Raw genomic sequence first — 18,974 nt, 5'->3', positions numbered from 1 at the left:
CCCTAGCCACGCGGCACGGTCGGGGGTGTGGGAACCTCGGCCAGGACGTCCTGGACCACCCGCTCCGTCGATGCGCCCTGCGCCCAGGACGACGGCGTCAGGGTGAGCCGATGCGCGAGGACGGCGACGGCGGACTCCACCACGTCCTCGGGGAGGACGAAGGCGCGGCCGTCGAGCACGGCGAGTGCCCGGCCCAGCAGGACCAGAGCCTGCGAGCCGCGCGGAGAGGCACCCACCTCGATGGCCGGATGGCTGCGGGTCGCAGTGGCGAGCCGCACGGCGTAGTCGATGACGTCGTCGTCCACGTCCACCGCCTCGACGGCGGCCTGCAGGGCCAGCAGTCCGTCGGCGGAGGTGACGCTCGCGACCTCCGTGGCATCCCGGCGTCGTCCGATGCGCCGCGCGATGATGTCCTGCTCCCCGCCCGGCCCCGGGTAGCCGAAGCGCAGGCGGACCATGAAGCGGTCCAGTTGGGCCTCGGGCAGGGGATAGGTGCCCTCGAACTCGATCGGATTGGACGTCGCGAAGACGTGGAAAGGACGGCGGAGCACCAGGGTGGTGCCCTCCGCGGAGACCTGGCCCTCCGCCATGGCCTCCAGCAGGGCGGACTGCGTCTTGGGTGAGGTCCTGTTGATCTCATCGGCCAGGAACAGGCCCGCGAAGATGGGCCCTGGCCTGAACTCGAACTCACGCGTCGCCGGATTGAAGATCGACGAGCCCGTGACGTCCGAGGGCAGCAGATCGGGGGTGAACTGCAGGCGCCGGAAGTCCAGGCCGAGGGCCTGGGCGAGGGTCTTGGCCGCGAGGGTCTTGCCGAGACCGGGAAGATCCTCGAACAGGACATGGCCTCCTGCGAGCACTGCTGCCAGAGCCAGACGCAGCGCAGGGGCCGCGCCGACGACGACGGTCGCCGTCCGCTCGAGCACCTCCTGACCCACGCGGGCCGCCTCGGTGGCAGTCCCGGTCGTGCGCTCCGTACCCGGAGCGTCGCTCACTGCTGTGCTGGTGCTCCGCGGATCAGGGCTTGGCATGGGCTCTCCTGGTAAGTGCTGGCGGGTCGGCGTGCTGCACGCGACGTTCCATCTCGTCGATGAGGGCGCGGAGTTCGCGGTGCGTGAGCATCACGGGTACGGGACCGGTGGCGAAGGCCTGGAGCGTCGTGGTCCTCCGGGTGTCCTCCCGCAGCGCGATCACGGACCGGGCCAGGGTGTGGACCTCGAGGATCGTCCGCGAGCCCGGTTCCCTGGCGGACAGGGAGAACTCCAGTGCCTGCAGATCGGCCAGCCCGAGGATCGGTGGGGGAAGGGGGCTCAGCACAGGGCGCGGAACGTCGACGGCTTCCAGAACGCCGTTGGCGATCCCCGCAGTGATACCCGCTCCTACGAGGACCACCGCGTGTGCCGGGTCGAGTCCGAAGAACCAGGCAGCCACGAGCGCGAGGAAGGTCAGGACGCCGGTGACGGCCCAGGCCGAGGGCTTCACCGGCGGACCGGACCGTCGGTGGAAGCGGCCAGCAACCGGACGCTCCTCAGCGCGAGCTCGCGATCGGCCCGTCCGAGGGCACCGTGGCCGTCCTGGCGGCCGCGCGCGAAGCGGGCCCGCTGGTACAGCCGGTTGAGGGTGGTCAGAGGCTCCACCGGGAGATCGAGGGCCTGCGCAGCCGCGGAGGCGAAGTCCGACGTCGTCTGGGTGGCTCGGCGCGGCACTCCCGCGCTCGCGCACATTTGCTCGAAGTCCAGCCAGCAGCGGATCACGGCGTCGGAGGTGTCGGCATCGTCCACCAGGAGCTGCTCGGCCGTCCTCGTCCAGGTCGGTAATGCTTCGGCGACGGGCTCCAGGGTTCCTGCGGGGCGGACCTGTGCCTCGTCGAGGCTCCCACCCCTGATGCTCGGGCGGGACCTCAGCCGCAGGAGATAGCGCACCACTAGGGCAAGGAGGGCGATGACCAGCAGGACGAAGACCGCCATGGTCAGCTTCGAGTCGATCACGATGCGCTCGCCGTCGTCGACCTGTGGTGCGGGTGTCATCTCGGCAGAGGGCGTGGGGATACTCGTGGGCTCCACCGGGCTGACCGTTGCATCGATGACGGGCCGGGCGGAGAAGTCGCCCATGAACCCTGCGGCCAGGACGGCGAGGACGAGCACGACTACCGTGAGGACGTACGGCGTAGGGGTGGTTCCCGGAGTCCGTCCTCGCCGATGCGCGATGCGCTTCGTTCCCACGATTCCCCCGCCGGTAGTGGTTGTCAGGACCCCTGAGGGTCACATTGGGTGGAGCCTACCAAAGCCACCGGGCCGCTGGCCGGGGTCCGACGGCGATCCGGGTCGCGGGTCAGGCTGCCTCAGAGGCTGCGTCGGTCGATCCCATTCTTCGCGCGGCTTCCGTGGGATCGACAGTTCATTCCCGGACGTCAGCCGTCAGCTGTGGGATCGGAAGATGCATTCAGGCCAATCTCCCACTCTTCAACCGCCGACTGTGGGATCGACCGGTCCACGTCGGTTGACCCCACTCTTCACGCAGCTTCCGTGGGATCGGCACGTCCTTCCCTGACATCAGCCGCCAGCAGTGGGATCGGAAGATGTCTCCGCGCCGATCTCCCACTCTTCAACCGCCGAGTGTGGGATCGACTGGCCGACGTCGACTAATCCAGCATGCGTGACCGGTGCACCATTGACGGCAGAGTGTCACGGGCGAGATCAGCGTCGACCGCTCTCGTCAGCTACAGGGCCACGATCACACGACCGCGCGTTCCACCACCGAGCTGGGCGGCGAAGGCCTCCGGAATTGCGTCGAAGCCCTCGAACACCGTGTGCAGGCTGGTGACCGTACTAGCACGCACCCACGTGCCCACCTCCTGCTCGAAGGCCGTTCGCAGATCCTCGTGCTCTGTGACCGCGAAGCCCCGCATCGTGAGTTCATGCGAAATCATCCGGAGGTAATTGGACGGTCCCTGCGGCGACTTCTGCCCGTACTGGGACACCGCTCCACAGATCACCACTGTCCCGTGCATTTGCAACTGGTCGAGTGCTGCCTCCAGCAGGGGCCCGCCCACATTGTCGAAGTAGAGCGTGATGCCGTCGGGGGCGGCGCTGGCCAGAAGCTCCGTCGGATCGCCCTCGTGGTAGTTGATACAGGAGTCCGCACCGAGGTCCTGAACCAGTGCGACCTTCTCCGCGGAGCCCGCGCTGCCGATCACGCGGGCGCCCTTCGCCGCCGCGAACTGGACCACGCAGCTGCCCACGCCGCCCGAGGCAGCAGAGACGAAGACGACATCCTCAGGGTCCACCTGACCTACATGGACCAGTCCTACCCAGCCGGTGAAGCCCACGTGGCCGAGGACCGTGAGGTGGTATTCCAGCGGCAGATCTCGCACTTCGTCCCGGATCTTGCGGAGGTGGCTGGCGGAAACCACGTCCTGGGTCCGCCACGGCGCCCACTGTTGTACCACCAGGTCGCCGGGGGAGAAGTCCTCGGTCTTCGACTCGATCACCTCCATGACTGCATCACTCTGCGGCACCTCGCCCACGGCCATCTGGGCGCGGGTGCTCGGCCCGGAGCCACCCGAGATGCGATTCGCCAACCCGGCATTCAGACCGAAACGCAGAGCCTTGACGAGCACCTGGCCGTCCTCGAGTGTCGTCTCGATCTCGGCTTCAGCGACGTCGAAATTATCGGGTTGGAAGGTTTCCTCGACGAAGCTCGCCAATCGGATCTCGTGAATCTTGTGCTGTGACATGAGGTTCCTTCTCGATGATGACTCACTGCAGCTGTGTTCGTGCGCGTTCGGTTCCGCCGGGACCACTGCTTCAGTCTCCACCAGGTGGATCTGGTAGCCCAGAACGGTGACGAGCTTGACACGAGCTTTGGGTCAGCTGCCTCGCTGCGTTCTTTGATATACACCCCCATGTACCAAATGTGTGATCAAGTCAGGTCCACCATCAGCATTGCCGACGCGCGCAATCACTTTTCCGACGTCATCGCCCGCGCCAAGGGCGAAGCAGCATGTATCGAGCGCATGAACACAGGCAGCCGTCGTCGTGAGTCCTGAACAGTACGAGCGGATGCTCGAGGCCTTCGAGGACGCTGAGGACGTCAAGGCGTTCGACGAGGCGATGGCCGAGGAGGGCCCCGGCATCCCGTGGGCGCAGGTGAAGGCCGACCTGGGCTGGACGTGAAGTACCGCATCGAGTTGCGCCCCGCCGCGGTCTGCGCGCTGAAGCGAATCGGCCAGCAGGATCGAGACCGTCGTCGCGGAGCAATAGCACTCCTTGCTACGGACCCGCGGCCGCCGGAAGCCACGCCACTCCAGGGGCGCGCCGGACTCCGGGCTCGCGTCGGGAACTACTGCCTCATGTATACCGTCGATGACAATGTCGTCGTCGTGGCAAAGATAACCCCGGGCCACCGCAGCGATGTGTACTGGTGCTGACCGTTTCCGTGTCGGATGCTCAGGTTCCTGGGCCCGACATCTTCCCGCCGCGATATTCGGACTGTGGTGCAATGCCGCGCGAGCAGATGAATTGCGAGCCGGTGCACCAGAGCACGAGGGCAGTTGCGGCCGCGACGCCGCACTCGGTCTGACCGCTCCCACTTCTCCGGTAGCTTCGGTGGGATCGACCGACCGATCCCACGGTTCAGCCGCCAGCGGTGGGATTGACCGTGGGATCAACCGTCCGACGCCGTTCAGTCCGAGTTTTCCGGTAGCTTCGGTGGGATCGACCGACTGACGTCGCCCATTCCCAAAGTTCAGCCGCCAGCAGTGGGATCGACCGCCCGATCCCACGGTCCAGCAGCCAGGGGTGGGATTGAACTACTCTTGGACGCGCCGGTTGATCAGTGACTGCGTCGGCACCGAATTGCGTCGACGACTTCCTGCACCCTGTTGCTCGACGCGGTGTCGTCGGCGTCGTTAATGATCGGTTCCTCATCGACCGGCTCGTCGAAATGTTCAATCTGCCCAGGGATCACCCCGTCGACGACGTCAGAGCGCGTGGCGCTTCCACGGTTCGCCAGAAGACGTGACCGTTGCCGTGGGGCGTCGATCTGAACCCATACGAGCGCGAAAGCGTCCTTGCGCACTGGCTCGACCGTGCAGCCGAACACTGCCGATGGTGAGTGGGACACTTCAGGAGTGATTCAGTCGCTGAACCTTCCGGTTCCCCTCCATGTCAAGGACCAGGACCTCACTCTACGCAGGGCTACCCCTGACGACCTCGACGCGCTGAGGCTCCTGCTCGCGGACGACCCGATCAGTGCGACACGGGGTGACAACGCTGCTGATGCAGATGCTGACGCCTACGGAATTGCTCTCAGGGCGATTGTCGCGGACCCCTCCAACGACCTGCTCGTGGTAAGTGGCGCCGAGCACGAACCACTGGCCATGATGCAACTGACGCGGATTCCTGGATTGGCGCGGGGCGGCTCGACCCGCTTGCTGGTCGAAGCAGTCCGCGTCAGCAGCGGCAACAGATCGAGTGGCATCGGCTCAGCGATGCTGCGGTGGGTCATGGAAAGCGCTGCCCTCTCGGTCGGGGCACGGCTGGTACAGCTCACCTCCGACGAGGCACGGCAGGACGCCCATCGCTTCTACGAGCGCCTGGGATTCGTCGGCTCACATCGCGGATTCAAGTACGCAGTGGAGTGAAACAGGGAGAGTGTGCCGCGACGACGGCGGCCTGTCCCCTTGATCATCGACCGCGCTTCGCGCTCCAGCTCTCACTCAGGCGCCTGTATCGACAGGACCGCGATCCGCTGCCCGTTGTCGACAGTCTCCCCGACCTGCGCGAAGCCGAGGCCCTTCAGCAACGCCAGCGAAGCCGTGTTCTCCAGGTCGACGGTCGCGAACACCATCGGCAGTCGGAGTTCGTCGAACCCGTAGCGGATGACAAGCGATGCCACGAGGCGACCGTAGCCCCTGCGCCAATGGGAGCGCCGGATCGCATAGACGAGCTCCCAGCCGTCGACGTCGTCGCGAGGTGACGGCTTGAGTTCAGCGTGTCCGACGACGGAGCCCTCGGCGAGCACAGCCCATACTGCGAACTTGTCCACGGGATACACCTCGGAGAAGACGCGGTGGAATAGAGCGCGATCGGCTTCCTCGGTCTCCAGGCCGTCGCCGACGTACCGGACGACCTCGGGATCCTGGAACAGGGCGACGAAGGCTTCTTCGTCCGTCTCCGTGTAGGGCCGCAGCTCGATGGGACCGCTGCGGAGGACGGGGGAGGGACTTCCGGTGGTGCTCATACCGATCAGTCTGCCCGGTGGACGGTGGACGGTGGACGGTGGACGGTGATCGATGCACTCCCGCTCACCTCGAGAACCGCCTACTCTCGGCGTACGCAGGTAACGGGCTAACGGGAGGACGCTGTTATGGGTGCGATACGAATCGGTGGATACCAGACAGACCTGGTGTTTGACATGCCGGACAACCTGACGCGTTCCATGCAAGCGGTGATCATCATGACCTTTCGCGCGGGCAAGGGCCTGTTCCTCAGGTCCTCGGGGCAGATCGACGGGCGACGTGCTGCCATGAGCGTCTGGCTGGCCCCCACTCAGCCCATTCGGTTCGAGTACGAGGCGGACGAAGTGCCCGAGCCCCACGCGGAACTGACGAAGGTCCTGCTCAAATCGGTCGAAGCACTGGGCGGCGTGATCATGCCGGGTCGTGACGACGTCGAGAGGACGGACGCGCATCCCGACGAGTAGGACGGCTGTCGATTCCCGCCCACTACCGGCAGAACTGACAGGGACAGCTGGCTACTGCATGGTATTGACGATCAGGCCGATATGCGTGTAAAAGTTCATTGCTCCGAAGAGCAGGAAGACAATTCCCGTCACAAGCCAGAGAATCCCGACAGTGCGGACGAGGGGCGTCAGCTTCCCGTGGGACGAGAACGTGTTGAGCGCGAGGGGGAACAGCACCGCGCCTAATCCGATGAGCGCGAAGAGCCCGGAGATGAAGACTGCTTCGACCATCGGGTAGGCAGCGAAGACCCCGGCGACGGGCTCCTCAGGAGGGGCCGCGAACAGCTGGAAGATGAGACCCGCCGCGGCGATCCCGAACAGAGCCAGGCCCAGGCCGACGACGAAGATCCCCAGCGGACGAGCGACGCTCGCGGCTTCTGCAGCCTGGTCCTCGGCCTCGGTGATCTGGCCGCCTCGCTTCCAGAGGTACAGGGCGGTTGCCAGCAGCAGCACCCCGAAGGCGAGGCTGGGCTCGCCGAAGACAATGTTGTCGAAGGGGAAGTAGCGCGCGAATGGCCAGGTCAGGGTCATGTGCAGGCCGGTCGTGGTCAACAGGAAACCGAGCACGCCAGCCGTCAGGGCCCAGCCCTCGGGCTTGAAACGCTCATTGCGGGTCAGTGCGCGTCCGATCATCACGATGAAGATGAGACCAGCACCAGCGGCGATCGCCATGATGGTGTTGTAGGTCGGCATCTCGGTCCAGTCGATGACCAGACCAGAGTCTCCTCCTGTAATGAAGTCGTCCATTGAACGCCTCTCCTTCTACTACTTGGTGCGTGTGCGACGGCGAGCCATCGCAGCAACGCGTTGAGTGGCACCGGCCCCGTTCACGACTCGATCTCGAGCCCATCTACTGCGGCGATGGTCACCCCAATCTAACCCGGCAGAACGACGACGACCTGCGGGAGCGGATCTCCCACGAACGATTGGAGAGCACGGGATTCTAGTCGGATCCCATTGGCTCGGTCGGGTGCTCTCCCGTTGCGGAGAGCACCGGCGCGATCAGGACTAGAGCTACAGCAGTCAGTCGGCTGACCACCGCCCTTACGCGACGGGACCGGTGGGCCGAGGCTCGGGAGTGCTCGGTGCTGGTTTGTCCGCGACGCCGAGTCTGGTGATGGCCCACGGACCCAGGACGGCGCCCGAGAGGATGATGGCGCCCGCCACCATGCAGGTGACGGGCCACGGCACGACGTCGTACAGGATTCCCGCGAGCGATGCTCCTATCGCTGCGCCGATGAGCGTCGTGGCGGTGTAGATTCCCATCGCCGCCCCGAGCTGGAGTGGGTACTTCTCGGTCACGACGGCCTGTTCTATCGGTATCACCATCGCCCAGGCCACGCCGCACAGGACCCACAGGGCCGCTACGACCACAGGTCCGGCCGCATAGGCAAGGGAGATGGCGAAAAGTCCGCTGAGGACCGAACCAGCGGCCATCGCTCTGCGGCGCCCGATCCGCAGGACGAGGGTGTGGAGGACCGGCGGGAGGACTCCCAGGGCGATGGCCCCCGGAAGGAAGACATAGGCGATCTCGATGACGTCCAGATCCAGGTCGCGCTGAAGACGCAGGAGCAGCAGGATCGCGACCATGGTCTCGGCCAACGCTGTCACCACGGTGGCGATGAGCATCGGGCGCAGCGACTGCACCATGACCCGTGCGCTGCGGGTGACCGGCGGTGCCGGGATCCGAGAACCCTCGTGGTCGTTGACCGTTCCGTCGGCTTGAAGCGCGGGGTGTGCAGTCGGCGTGGTTGGGCTGAGGAACAGGATCAGTGCGCCGATCAGGCATGCCCCGGCGCAGGCCCGGAAGACCAGTGGGAACGAATCGAACTGACCCAGCAGCAGGAGACCGGCGACGAAAGCGATCCACACACCGGTTTCCTGTACGGACATCAAGCGGGCGAAGACTCCTGAATCCGATCGAAGCTGCTCCCCGACCATGGCGCGGAGCGCCACCCAGAGGAGTGCACCGCCCAGGCCGCCCACCACCGCTGCACCATAGGCGACCGACAGTGACCCGGCCAGGGCATAACCCAGGCACGAGAGCCCGTAGAGGAGGGCGCCGAGGGCCGCGACGACTTCGCGCTTCCTGGTGTCGGCCAGGTATCCCGCAACCGGACGGGTGAAGAAGGAGACGATGAGCTCGACGGCGACGAGGAACCCCACCTGGGCAGGAGTGGCGTGCAGGGCTATGCCGGCCCAGAGCGGGATGAGGAAGTCGAGGAGCTCGATCGGCCCGTTCGTCAGCCCTGCTGCTGCCAGGGCCGAGCCCAATCGCGTGCGGCCTGCTGCTGTCCCCCGATTCATGGGCCCGATGCTACCTGCCCCATGTCTGTATACCGCGCAGGATCCCCAGCGCGACGCAGCATCGCCTCAGCGGGTCGTCGGTGCCCGCCATCCTGCTGGAAGGTCCGGGAGTGGTGGTTCACGGCGTCAGACTCAGATTGTCGATCCCACTCTTCAGGCAGCTGCCGCCGGGAACGACGGTTCCTGCCCTACTTCCACCGGCGAAAAATGGGATCGACGGGGGGAACCAGCCGGGAAAACAGAACCGCCGTCTGCCCAAGGGCCGACGGCGGTGAACTCTGAGTCGTTGTGTGCCCTCGATAGGATTCGAACCTACGACCTTCTGCTCCGGAGGCAGACGCTCTATCCCCTGAGCTACGAAGGCGGGGACGGGATCGATCCCGTGCCCGAATGGGACTCGTCGAGCTTAGCAGGTGCCGCATGGGTGGGAAAACGGCAGGCAGCCGATCCTGCAGGAAGAGGTGAGCCCGACGCCGGAGGCAGCCTTTGACGGAGTGCGTCAGTACGCGCGCCGGCAGCAAGGCCTATGTGTCGATCCAGTAGCGAAGCTTCATTGTCATAGCAGCGTCAGTCTCCAGTGGTGCTTCGAGGACCCCTCCGCACTTCTCAATGACGGTTCTGGACGCATCGTTGTGCGCATCGCATGTCAGCAAGGCCTGATCGATGCGCAGTCGCTTCGCTTCGATCAGGGCGAGCCCCAGCATTTGCTGTGCGTACCCACGTCTCCTGAACCCGGGTCGGACGACATAGCCGATGTGTCCGCCGACGGTCCGCAGGAACGGCGTCAGACGATGGCGAATTGTCACCCGTCCTACAATGTGGTTCTCGGCTTCAGCAATGAGAAATGTGGCGGCGACGTGGCTGGCAGGAAGACGTCGGCCCTGGCGAGCGGCTTCTACGAGCTCGAGAAAATCCTTCCACTCGGTCCCGGGATCGTAGCCCGGAAGGAAGTCGAATTCCTCTGCTGCGAGTTCCTGATGGGCGAGGAGCGCCTGGGGCATATCCCGTTCGGAAAGGCACCGTAGTTCCATGGCTTCACATAGTAGGGGCTGGCCGCCGTCTTCATCATTTGCAGTCCATCCTGGTACCCAGCCACGGCTACTTCCTGTCGATCTCCTCGACAGGACGTCGCCGCGCTGGCGAAGAGTCACAGTACTCAGTACCCCAGGAAGGCATCCGTCCGCACACGCGAAACGCCTGCGGCGCGGAGCAGGCGACGGAGGTCGCGGATGAAGTGCGGTGCCCCCGAGACCAGGACCGTTCGCTCCGTCAGATCCGGCACGGCGGCGAGGAGCAGCTCCGCGGTCGGCTCCGCCCCGGCGCGCGTCCACGCCGGTGGAAGAGCCGGAGCGCCGAGGCCACCCGGACTGAACAGCACCACGCGGGTCCCCAGCTCCACCAGCTCGTCCTGGAACGCGACGTCCTGATCGTCCCGCACCACGTAGACCAGGACGACGTCGCGCTCCTCCCCGCGGGCGGCCAGATCACGGAGTTGCGAGATGAAGGGGGTCACGCCGATACCGCCGGCAGCGAGCAGCAGCGGCACAGACGCATCCCGTGGCAGGAGGAAGTCGCCGCCGACGACGGTGCCGGTCACGCGGGCGCTCGCGGGCAGCGACAGGAGCGCGTTCTTGAAGGAACTCCCGGACTCCGACGTCCGCAGACCGAATGTCACGGCATCGGTTCGCTGGGGTGCCGAGGTGATGCTGAAGATCCGGCGACTGCCGCGACTGTCCGCCCCCTGATGCGGCAGGTCCAGCTCCATGTACTGGCCGGCCCTGAACCGCACGGGCCGAGCGGCGTCGAAGACGAGCTCCGTGCTCGTGCGGGTGAGCTGCCGCGATCCGGAGAAGGCCAGCCGCACACTCCGGCGCTGGCCCAGGAAAAAGGCCACCATATTGCCGATCACCAGGGCGTACTCCGGGCCGAGGAACACCGGACCGACGGAGAGCTGCAGGGCGAACAGGGCGGCCACGATCGCAGCGTAGAGCCATTGCTGCCGGCGCAGGGGCGGCAGCGTGAGCGGCTCGGTGAGCATGAAGCCGAGCAGGAACAGGACCGGGTACGACGTCACCACGAGCTGCAGACCGGCCCCGAGCCCCATGCCTCCGAGGACGAGATCCGTGACGAGGATACCGAGGGCGACGACGAGGAACACCACCCCCATGGACAGTTTCCGCATGCGGTGGAGGATGAGGAACGCTCCGAGCGCGACGACGGGCAGCATGTACGCGTTGGCGACCCACCAGGCGGCCGCTCCCACGCCGAACAGGGTCGCGACGACGGCGCCCATCGCGGCCGGGTTGACGATGTGCCGGCCCCGGAAGGCCAGGAGGAACTTCGACGTGCCCGCTGCAGCCCCTGCGGCGAGGACGCCGCCCAGCCCGGCGGCGGTGTCCGAGGGGAACATGATGAGGAAGAGGATCAGACCCGTGATGAGGGAGGAGTCCTGGTGAGGCCGCAGGCGCAGGATCAGGGCCATGAGACGCGTGCCGATGAACGTGCCCCCGACCGCGGCCGCGAGGGTACCGGCGAGCTCTGCGGGCGTGTAGGCGAGCAGCCCCGTGACCGAGAGCAGAAATGCCTCGACCGCGAGGACCAGGAGCAGGGCGAGCATCAGCCGGTACAGGGTCAGTCGTCCCAGCAGGGCGTCCAGTGCTGCGGTCATGGGAACAGGGCTCCTTGGAGGGATGCGGAGAAGCGGGCGCGTCCGTCCGAGTACACCAGGACGTAGTCGAAGTCGAAGGACCGCGAGAGCTCGGCGGGGTCCGCGAAGAACAGGGCGGTGCACAGACCGTCGGCGGTCATGGCATCGGCGGCGAGGACCCAGGTGGCGACGACGGTGTCCACGCAGCTCCCCGTCCGCGCATCGACGATGTGGTGGAGCCCGTCGCCCCAGACACGCCGGTTCGACGCCGAGGCGCACAGGGCGCCGCTACCGAGCTCCACCGTCCCGATCGCCAGCGACGCGTCGTAGGGATGCTCGAGAGCCACGGTGATGGAGCCGGATCCGCTCCGCCGCAGGTCCCCGCTCGCATCGACGACCACGTCGTCGTGGCCCTCGGCGACGAGGTACTCGAACATCAGATCCACGAGCTGGCCCTTGCCGGCGGCTCCGACGTCGAGCAGGGCCGGTTCCCGCACGGTAACCGTGTCCACGCTCCATTCCAGGACGTCGTCCCAACTCCGGGCGGGGGAGGGCGCGATCGTGGGGACGAAGGAGTACGCGGCGTCGTACCCCTGCTCGGCGAGCCGTTCACCGATCAGCGGCGACACGGCGCCGTCCGTCAGCTCGTGCAGCGAGCGCAGCAGCCGGCCCAGTGCCTCGCCATGCGGCGGTAGCGGCAGCGATCCGCCGGTAACCGCCAGCCGGGTGATGCCCGAATCGGCGCGGAACCTGGAGTAGAGCGCGTCGTAGTTCTCGGCGAGGCGCAGGAGTCCGGCCTGCTGCTCCGGCAGCAGGGGCATGCTGCTGTCCACGCGCCAGCTCGTGCCGATCGCCACGAAGCAAAAGGAGTGGGCCGAAGACATCTAGAGCCGGGCTTCGCTCTTGATCTTGTCGGCGGCGTCGTTGAAGCCGCCACTGGTCAGGGAGGAACCGGCCACCCTGTCCACCGAGAGTTCGTCGAGCTTCTTGCCGACGATCGCCTCGGAGATTCCTCCGGCGAACCGCTCCTGGTAGACCTTGGTGGTCGGATTGTCCGGCATGGGCTCCACCTCGACGGCACTCACCACGTCCGACTCGAGGGTGAGTGTGACGCCGACCTCCTCGGGCCCGGCAGGGGACTGGTAGTTGCCGGTCTCGCGGTACTCGCCGTCCTGGTACACCTGTCCGGCGGCGGGGGGTTTCGCCGCAGCCGGGGCGTCGGCGGAAGGAGCCCCGGAGGCAGGATCGGCGGCGTCGTCGGCAGGAGCATCCGCTCCCGCGCACCCTGCGGCCCCGAGGATCGACACGGTGGCGAGCATCGTGAGGGCGCGCCTGTGGTGCGGGAAGCGCGCGCCGGACTGCGGCGTGGACTGCGACACGGACGTCGGCGTGGTCGGCGCTGCGGGACGGACGGCGGTCGGGGGTGTTCTGGTCACGGGGTGCTCCTGATACATCACCTGGCGGGCCCGGGCGGACGGTGGTTCGCGCGGCGGGACGTGGACGCTCTGGTGCTCGTGCGCAGGTCGTGCCACAGTCCCATGACATCATTCGTTCCTGAGGATGTCCCGGACGGTAGCCGGAGGTGCGTCATGCAGGGCGCGCGCTCCGGCCCCGCGCAGCCGCGCCGCTATGCTGGAGGAGTGACTCCCGATGAACTTTCCTCAGCCATCTCCGCATGCCTCCGGGCCGCCGTCGACGCCGGCGACATCAGCATCGAGCTGCCCTCGGAGGTCCGCGTGGAGCGACCGAAGAATCGCGAGCACGGCGACTGGGCCACGAACATCGCCCTGCAGCTCGGCAAGAAGGCGGGGATGAATCCGCGCGAGTTCGCGCAGCTGCTCAGTGCTCGCCTGGCGGGGATCGACGGCGTCAAGAGCGTCGACATCGCCGGCCCCGGTTTCCTGAACATCACGCTCGACGTCGGTGCCGCCGGCGAGCTCGCGCGCACCATCGTCGAGGCCGGCCCGGCCTACGGGACGAACGACGCGCTCGCGGGTCAGAAGATCAATCTGGAGTTCGTCTCCGCCAACCCCACCGGCCCCATCCACATCGGTGGCACGCGCTGGGCGGCCGTGGGGGATGCCCTGGCCCGCATCCTCCAGTCCCAGGGTGCCAGTGTGACGCGGGAGTACTACTTCAACGACCACGGCGCCCAGACCGAACGGTTCGCGCGCTCGCTGTACGCGTCGGCGACGGGTCAGGGCGCACCGGAGGACGGCTACGCGGGCCAGTACATCGTCGACATCGCCCAGCGGGTCCTCGCGGCGGAACCGGGCATCCTGGATCTCGAGCGGGACGAGGCCATCGAGCGCTTCCGCGCACTGGGCGTCGATGCGATGTTCGGTGACATCAAGGCGTCGCTGCACGACTTCGGCGTCGACTTCGACGTCTACTTCCACGAGCACTCCCTGTTCCAGGACAACTTCGTGGAAGGACTGCTGGACCAGCTGAAGGCCTCCGGGAATCTGTACCTCGAGGACGGCGCCTGGTGGCTGAGGTCGACGGACTTCGGCGACGATCGCGACCGCGTGGTCATCAAGTCCGACGGTTCCCCGGCGTACATCGCGGGCGATATCGGGTACTTCGTCAACAAGCGTCGTCGGGGCTTCGATCTCAACATCATCATGCTGGGGGCGGACCACCACGGGTACGTCGCCCGGCTCAAGGCCGCAGCCGCGGCACTGGGAGACGATCCCGACGCCGTCGAGGTGCTGATCGGTCAGCTGGTGAATCTGGTCAGGGACGGCGCGTCGGTGCGGATGTCGAAGCGCGCAGGAACCGTGGTGACGCTCGAGGACCTGGTCGACGCCGTCGGCGTGGACGCCGCGCGCTACACCCTGGCCCGCTTCTCGGCCGATTCGAACATCGACATCGATCTGGATCTGCTCACCCGGCACACCAACGAGAATCCCGTGTTCTACGTGCAGTACGCCCACGCGCGCACCCACGCCGTCGCCCGCAATGCCGTCTCCGCGGGCGTGGACACCAGTGCGTTCGACGCCGCCTCGCTGAGTCACCCCACGGAGGGCGAACTGCTCGCGGCCCTCGGCCAGTTCCCCGGCGTCGTGGCGCAGGCCGCGGCGTTCCGGGAACCGCACCGCGTGGCCCGTCATCTCGAGGTCATCGCCGGGACCTATCACCGCTGGTACGACGCCTGCCGCATCGCGCCGCTCCGCGACGAACCGGTGGAGGACGTCCACCGCTCACGGCTCTGGCTCAACAATGCGACGCAGCAGGTCCTCGCGAACGGCCTGACCCTGCTCGGCGTCTCCGCCCCGGAGCGGATGTGAGGGTGACCGCCTCCGCGGCGGCGTCACCGCTCGCCCCCGCCTGGCTCAGCGTCCCCGAGGATCCGTCACGACTCGACGCGAAGCTGTGGGCCGAGGACGTGGAGCGCGGCGACGACGGCGTCCTGCGGATCGACGGCGTCAGTGTCACCGAACTCGCGCAGCAGTACGGCACACCGCTGTTCGTCGTCTCCGAGCGGGACTTCCGCGCCCGCGCGCGCACTTTCCGTGACGCGTTCGACAACGCCTTCCGTGAACTCTGCGACGGGGTGGACGTCTTCTACGCGGGCAAGTCCTTCCTGTGCACCGAGGTGGCGCACTGGGTCCGGGAGGAAGGCCTCGGCCTCGACACGTGCTCGGGCGGTGAGCTGGCCGTCGCGTTGCGCGCAGGCATACCCGGTCACCGGCTCGGGCTGCACGGCAACAACAAGTCGGCCGCCGAGATCACCCGGGCCATCGACGCCGGACTGGGACGGATCGTCGTCGACAGTCTGCAGGAGGTGGCCCTCGTGGGCGATCTCGCGGTGCAGCGCGGCCGGATCGCCAACGTCATGCTCCGCCTCACCCCCGGTGTCCACGCCCACACGCACGAGTTCATCGCGACGGCCCACGAGGACCAGAAGTTCGGTCTGTCCCTGGCCGCCGATGTGCCGGCCGATGCGCCGACCGACACGGCAAGCGATACGCCGGCCGGTCGCGGCCCGGCCGACGGCGGCGGCACGTCCCCCGCGCAGCGCGCCGTCGCCGACGCCCTCGCGCACCCAGGCATCGAACTGCTCGGGGTGCACTGCCACATCGGATCGCAGATCTTCGAGCCCGAGGGCTTCGAGCTCGCGGCGCAACGGCTCCTGGGGTTCCTCGCCGCCGTCCGCGACCGGCACGGCGTCGAACTGCCCGAGCTCGATCTCGGCGGTGGCTACGGCATCGCCTACACCGAGGCGGACGAGCCGCGCCCGCCGGCCGAGATCGCCCGGGCCATGGCCGGCGTCGTCGGTTCCACCTGCCGCGAGCTGGGCCTTGCCGTGCCGCGCATCTCGATCGAGCCCGGACGGGCGATCGTGGGCCCCACCACCTTCACCCTGTACACCGCGGGCACCACGAAGACCGTGCGCGTGGACGCCGCCGCGAGCGAGCAGGGCCAGGGGGCGCCCGCCACCCATCCGCGCAGGTACGTGTCGGTGGACGGCGGTATGAGCGACAACGCCCGCCCTGTGCTGTACGGGGCGGACTACTCCGCCGTCCTGGCCTCGCGCCCGCCCGAGGCCGCCCCGGTGCTCTCCCGCGTGGTGGGCAAGCACTGCGAGAGCGGCGACATCGTGGTCCGTGACGCCTACCTCCCGGAGGACACGGGAGCCGGCGACCTCCTCGCCGTTCCCGGCACCGGCGCCTACTGCTGGGTGCTCGCGAGCAACTACAACTACCTGACGCGCCCACCCGTCGTCGCGGTGGCCGACGGCGTCGCCCGGCTGATCGTCCGCGGTGAGACCGAGGACGACCTGTTCCGCAGGGACGTCCAGCGCGAACCCGCCACCGATCCAGGAGACGCACGCCCATGACCACTCCAGCACCATCTTCCGCAGGAGCGCTCCGCGTGGCCCTGCTCGGCTGCGGCACGGTCGGTTCGCAGGTGGCCCGCATCCTCCTCGACGACGCCGACGACCTCGCCGGCCGCGCGGGCGCCCGGCTCGACCTCGTCGGTGTGGCCGTCCGCAGCCTCGACGCCGAGCGCGACGTCGAGCTGCCCGACGGGCTCCTCACCACGGACGCCGACGCGCTCGTCGCGGACGCGGACATCGTCATCGAACTCATGGGCGGGATCGAGCCGGCCAAGTCGCTGATCCTGCGCGCCATCGCGCACGGCGCCGCGGTGGTGAGCGGCAACAAGGCGCTGCTGGCCCTGGACGGTCCGGAGCTCTACGAGCAGGCCGACGCGGCAGGGGTGCAGCTGTCCTACGAGGCCGCCGTCGCCGGTGCCATCCCCATCCTCCGCCCCATCCGCGACAGCCTCTCCGGGGACCGCATCACGCGTGTCCTCGGCATCGTCAACGGCACCACGAACTACGTCCTCGACCAGATGGACTCCACGGGGGCCCAGTTCGCCGACGCGCTGCAGGCGGCGCAGGACCTCGGGTACGCGGAGGCGGACCCCACGGCCGACATCGAGGGCCACGACGCCGCGGCCAAGGCCGCCATCCTCGCGTCCCTGTCCTTCCACACGCGCTTCGCCCTCGAGGACGTCTCCTGCGAGGGCATCACGTCCGTCACGGCCGACGACATCGCCGCCGCGGCGGAGGACGGCTACGTCATCAAGCTGCTCGCCATCGCGGAACTGCTCACCGATCCGTCCGGTACCGAGGGGATCGGTGTCCGCGTGCACCCCACCCTGCTGCCGCGCACCCACCCGCTGGCGGCGGTGCACGGGGCCTTCAACGCCGTCTTCGTGGAGGCGGAGAACGCCGGCGAGCTCATGTTCTACGGGCAGGGCGCCGGGGGCACGCCCACCGCCTCCGCCGTCCTGGGAGACGTCGTGAGTGCCGCGCGCCGCAGGGTCCTCGGGGGACCGGGCCGCACGGAGACGACCACCGCCCAGGTGCCGGCCCTCGGCATCGACGCCGTGCGCACGAGCTACTGCATCGCCCTGCAGGTGGTCGACGAACCCGGCGTCCTCGCGCGGATCGCCCAGATCTTCGCGGCCAACGGGGTCTCCATCGAGACCATGCGCCAGCGGATCCGGCAGGGCGGGCCCCACGGCTCCACCACGGCCGAGCTGCGCATCGTCACGCACCGGGGCGTCGAGGCATCCCTGGCAGCCACCGTGCGGCAGGTCGCCGAGCTCGAGGTCATCACCGCCGTCTCATCCGTTCTTCGAGTAGAGGGAATCTAAGTGGCCCACCAGTGGCGCGGAGTCATCCGCGAATACGCCGAACGCCTGCCGGTCACCGACGCCACGGAGGTGATCACGCTCGGTGAGGGCGGCACGCCGCTCGTGTACGCGCGCCACCTGTCCGAGCTCACCGGGTGCAGCGTCCACCTCAAGGTGGAGGGCATGAACCCCACGGGGTCCTTCAAGGACCGCGGCATGACCATGGCGATGACGGCGGCCGTCGCCGCCGGCGCCAAGGCGGTGGTGTGCGCCTCCACCGGCAACACCTCGGCGTCCGCCGCGGCCTACGCCACCCAGGCGGGTATCACCTGCGCGGTGCTCGTCCCGGACGGCAAGATCTCGATGGGCAAGCTCAGCCAGGCCATCGCCCACGGCGCGCAGCTCCTCCAGGTGGACGGCAACTTCGACAACTGCCTCGACGTGGCACGCAAGCTCGCGGAGTCCTACCCGGTCTTCCTCGTGAACTCCGTGAACCCGGCGCGGCTCGAGGGGCAGAAGACGGCGGCCTTCGAGGTGGTGGACACCCTCGGCGACGCACCCGACTACCACCTGATGCCCGTCGGCAATGCGGGGAACATCAGTGCGTACTGGAAGGGGTACAGGGAGTACGCCGCGCCGTACGCCTCCATGCACCACGGTGAGCTAGCCCCCGTCGCCACGCGCACCCCGATCATGTGGGGCTTCCAGGCCGAAGGGGCCTCGCCCCTGGTCAAGGGTCACCCCGTCACCGAGCCGGACACCATCGCGACCGCCATCCGCATCGGGAACCCCGCCTCCTGGGACTTCGCCGTCGCCGCCCGCGACGACTCCGGGGGACTCATCGAGGCCGTGAGCGACGAGGAGATCCTCGACGCGCACCGCTGGCTGTCCGCCCGCGAAGGGGTCTTCGTGGAGCCGGCTTCCGCCGCGGGGGTCGCCGGCCTCATCAAGAAGCACGCCGAGGGCAAGGTCCCCACGGGCAAGACGATCGTCATCACCGTCACCGGGCACGGCCTGAAGGACCCGCAGTGGGCCCTCCGGACGGCGGACGGTGCCGACATCCAACCCACCAAGGTGGAGTTCGACGTCGTCAGCGTGGCCGCGGCCCTCGGTCTCGAGGACTGAG

20 protein-coding genes and 1 tRNA gene are annotated in these 18,974 nt (G+C 67.8%); 8 read left to right on the top strand and 13 right to left on the bottom strand.

The genetic code is table 11. The features are described from left to right. Positions 1–2 precede the first annotated feature (2 nt). The 4 genes from Q0747_RS01585 to Q0747_RS01570 form a co-directional block, all read right to left on the bottom strand. A complete protein-coding gene (locus Q0747_RS01585; RefSeq protein WP_298251501.1) occupies positions 3–1,031 on the bottom strand; it encodes a MoxR family ATPase in 1,029 nt (342 codons plus the stop codon). After that, positions 1,018–1,482, bottom strand: coding sequence for a hypothetical protein (locus tag Q0747_RS01580; protein ID WP_298251500.1), 465 nt, complete (start codon positions 1,480–1,482; stop codon positions 1,018–1,020). The genes Q0747_RS01585 and Q0747_RS01580 overlap by 14 nt, the downstream gene beginning before the upstream one ends. Then, entirely contained in the window at positions 1,479–2,222 is a 744-nt protein-coding gene (locus Q0747_RS01575; RefSeq protein WP_298251499.1) for a DUF4129 domain-containing protein, read from the bottom strand. The genes Q0747_RS01580 and Q0747_RS01575 overlap by 4 nt, the downstream gene beginning before the upstream one ends. 497 nt (positions 2,223–2,719) lie before the next feature. Further along, a complete protein-coding gene (locus Q0747_RS01570; RefSeq protein WP_298251498.1) occupies positions 2,720–3,736 on the bottom strand; it encodes an NADP-dependent oxidoreductase in 1,017 nt (338 codons plus the stop codon). A gap of 301 nt (positions 3,737–4,037) precedes the next feature. On the opposite strand from Q0747_RS01570, the gene Q0747_RS01565 reads away from it, so the two are divergent. Both Q0747_RS01565 and Q0747_RS01560 read left to right on the top strand, forming a co-directional pair. Continuing rightward, positions 4,038–4,175: a hypothetical protein gene (locus tag Q0747_RS01565; RefSeq protein ID WP_298251497.1), complete on the top strand. Its 138-nt coding sequence runs from the start codon at positions 4,038–4,040 to the stop codon at positions 4,173–4,175. Beyond that, positions 4,139–4,429: a type II toxin-antitoxin system RelE/ParE family toxin gene (locus Q0747_RS01560; RefSeq protein WP_367277636.1), complete on the top strand. Its 291-nt coding sequence runs from the start codon at positions 4,139–4,141 to the stop codon at positions 4,427–4,429. Before Q0747_RS01565 ends, Q0747_RS01560 begins: the two co-directional genes overlap by 37 nt. Before the next feature lie 404 nt (positions 4,430–4,833). On the opposite strand, the gene Q0747_RS01555 is transcribed toward Q0747_RS01560, so the two are convergent. After that, positions 4,834–5,079, bottom strand: a complete 246-nt coding sequence (locus Q0747_RS01555; protein WP_298251495.1) for a hypothetical protein — start codon at positions 5,077–5,079, stop codon at positions 4,834–4,836. 10 nt (positions 5,080–5,089) lie between these two features. Here Q0747_RS01555 and Q0747_RS01550 point away from each other — a divergent pair, with 10 nt between their 5' ends. After that, a complete protein-coding gene (locus Q0747_RS01550; RefSeq protein ID WP_367277635.1) occupies positions 5,090–5,644 on the top strand; it encodes a GNAT family N-acetyltransferase in 555 nt (184 codons plus the stop codon). A 71-nt stretch (positions 5,645–5,715) separates the two neighbouring features. Here Q0747_RS01550 and Q0747_RS01545 read toward each other — a convergent pair whose 3' ends face one another. Then, positions 5,716–6,243 (bottom strand): GNAT family N-acetyltransferase, encoded by a 528-nt coding sequence (locus Q0747_RS01545; protein WP_298251494.1) that lies wholly within the window; start codon positions 6,241–6,243, stop codon positions 5,716–5,718. 126 nt (positions 6,244–6,369) lie between these two features. Here Q0747_RS01545 and Q0747_RS01540 point away from each other — a divergent pair, with 126 nt between their 5' ends. Beyond that, complete coding sequence (locus Q0747_RS01540; protein WP_298251493.1) at positions 6,370–6,705, top strand: hypothetical protein; 336 nt, start codon at positions 6,370–6,372, stop codon at positions 6,703–6,705. Between the two features lie 51 nt (positions 6,706–6,756). On the opposite strand, the gene Q0747_RS01535 is transcribed toward Q0747_RS01540, so the two are convergent. From Q0747_RS01535 to Q0747_RS01505, 7 genes are all read right to left on the bottom strand, one after another. After that, a complete protein-coding gene (locus Q0747_RS01535) occupies positions 6,757–7,491 on the bottom strand; it encodes a DUF981 domain-containing protein (RefSeq protein WP_298251492.1) in 735 nt (244 codons plus the stop codon). A 297-nt stretch (positions 7,492–7,788) separates the two neighbouring features. After that, positions 7,789–9,051 (bottom strand): MFS transporter, encoded by a 1,263-nt coding sequence (locus Q0747_RS01530; RefSeq protein ID WP_298251491.1) that lies wholly within the window; start codon positions 9,049–9,051, stop codon positions 7,789–7,791. A 291-nt stretch (positions 9,052–9,342) separates the two neighbouring features. After that, positions 9,343–9,415 (bottom strand) — tRNA-Arg (locus Q0747_RS01525). A gap of 160 nt (positions 9,416–9,575) precedes the next feature. Continuing rightward, a complete protein-coding gene (locus Q0747_RS01520; RefSeq protein WP_298251490.1) occupies positions 9,576–10,082 on the bottom strand; it encodes a GNAT family N-acetyltransferase in 507 nt (168 codons plus the stop codon). Between the two features lie 125 nt (positions 10,083–10,207). Continuing rightward, the gene (locus Q0747_RS01515) at positions 10,208–11,719 is read right to left on the bottom strand and encodes an FAD-dependent oxidoreductase (protein WP_298251489.1); all 1,512 of its coding nucleotides are present in this window, start codon (positions 11,717–11,719) and stop codon (positions 10,208–10,210) included. Further along, complete coding sequence (locus Q0747_RS01510) at positions 11,716–12,582, bottom strand: FAD:protein FMN transferase (protein ID WP_298251488.1); 867 nt, start codon at positions 12,580–12,582, stop codon at positions 11,716–11,718. The genes Q0747_RS01515 and Q0747_RS01510 overlap by 4 nt, the downstream gene beginning before the upstream one ends. Further along, entirely contained in the window at positions 12,583–13,134 is a 552-nt protein-coding gene (locus Q0747_RS01505; protein WP_298251487.1) for an FMN-binding protein, read from the bottom strand. 204 nt (positions 13,135–13,338) lie between these two features. Between Q0747_RS01505 and argS the strand changes: the two genes are divergently transcribed. The 4 genes from argS to thrC are packed head-to-tail and all read left to right on the top strand — an operon-like array spanning position 13,339 to position 18,973. Then, positions 13,339–14,988, top strand: coding sequence for an arginine--tRNA ligase (argS, locus tag Q0747_RS01500; RefSeq protein WP_298251486.1), 1,650 nt, complete (start codon positions 13,339–13,341; stop codon positions 14,986–14,988). Between the two features lie 2 nt (positions 14,989–14,990). Next, on the top strand, positions 14,991–16,541 hold the full coding sequence (locus Q0747_RS01495) for a diaminopimelate decarboxylase (protein ID WP_298251485.1): 1,551 nt from the start codon (positions 14,991–14,993) through the stop codon (positions 16,539–16,541). Then, complete coding sequence (locus Q0747_RS01490; protein WP_298251484.1) at positions 16,538–17,869, top strand: homoserine dehydrogenase; 1,332 nt, start codon at positions 16,538–16,540, stop codon at positions 17,867–17,869. Before Q0747_RS01495 ends, Q0747_RS01490 begins: the two co-directional genes overlap by 4 nt. Further along, positions 17,870–18,973, top strand: a complete 1,104-nt coding sequence (gene thrC, locus Q0747_RS01485) for a threonine synthase (RefSeq protein WP_298251483.1) — start codon at positions 17,870–17,872, stop codon at positions 18,971–18,973. Position 18,974: the final 1 nt, after the last annotated feature.

This window comes from uncultured Arthrobacter sp. (assembly GCF_947493765.1).
Classification (GTDB): domain Bacteria; phylum Actinomycetota; class Actinomycetes; order Actinomycetales; family Micrococcaceae; genus Arthrobacter_D.
This window is presented reverse-complemented; position numbering and strand designations above follow the sequence as displayed.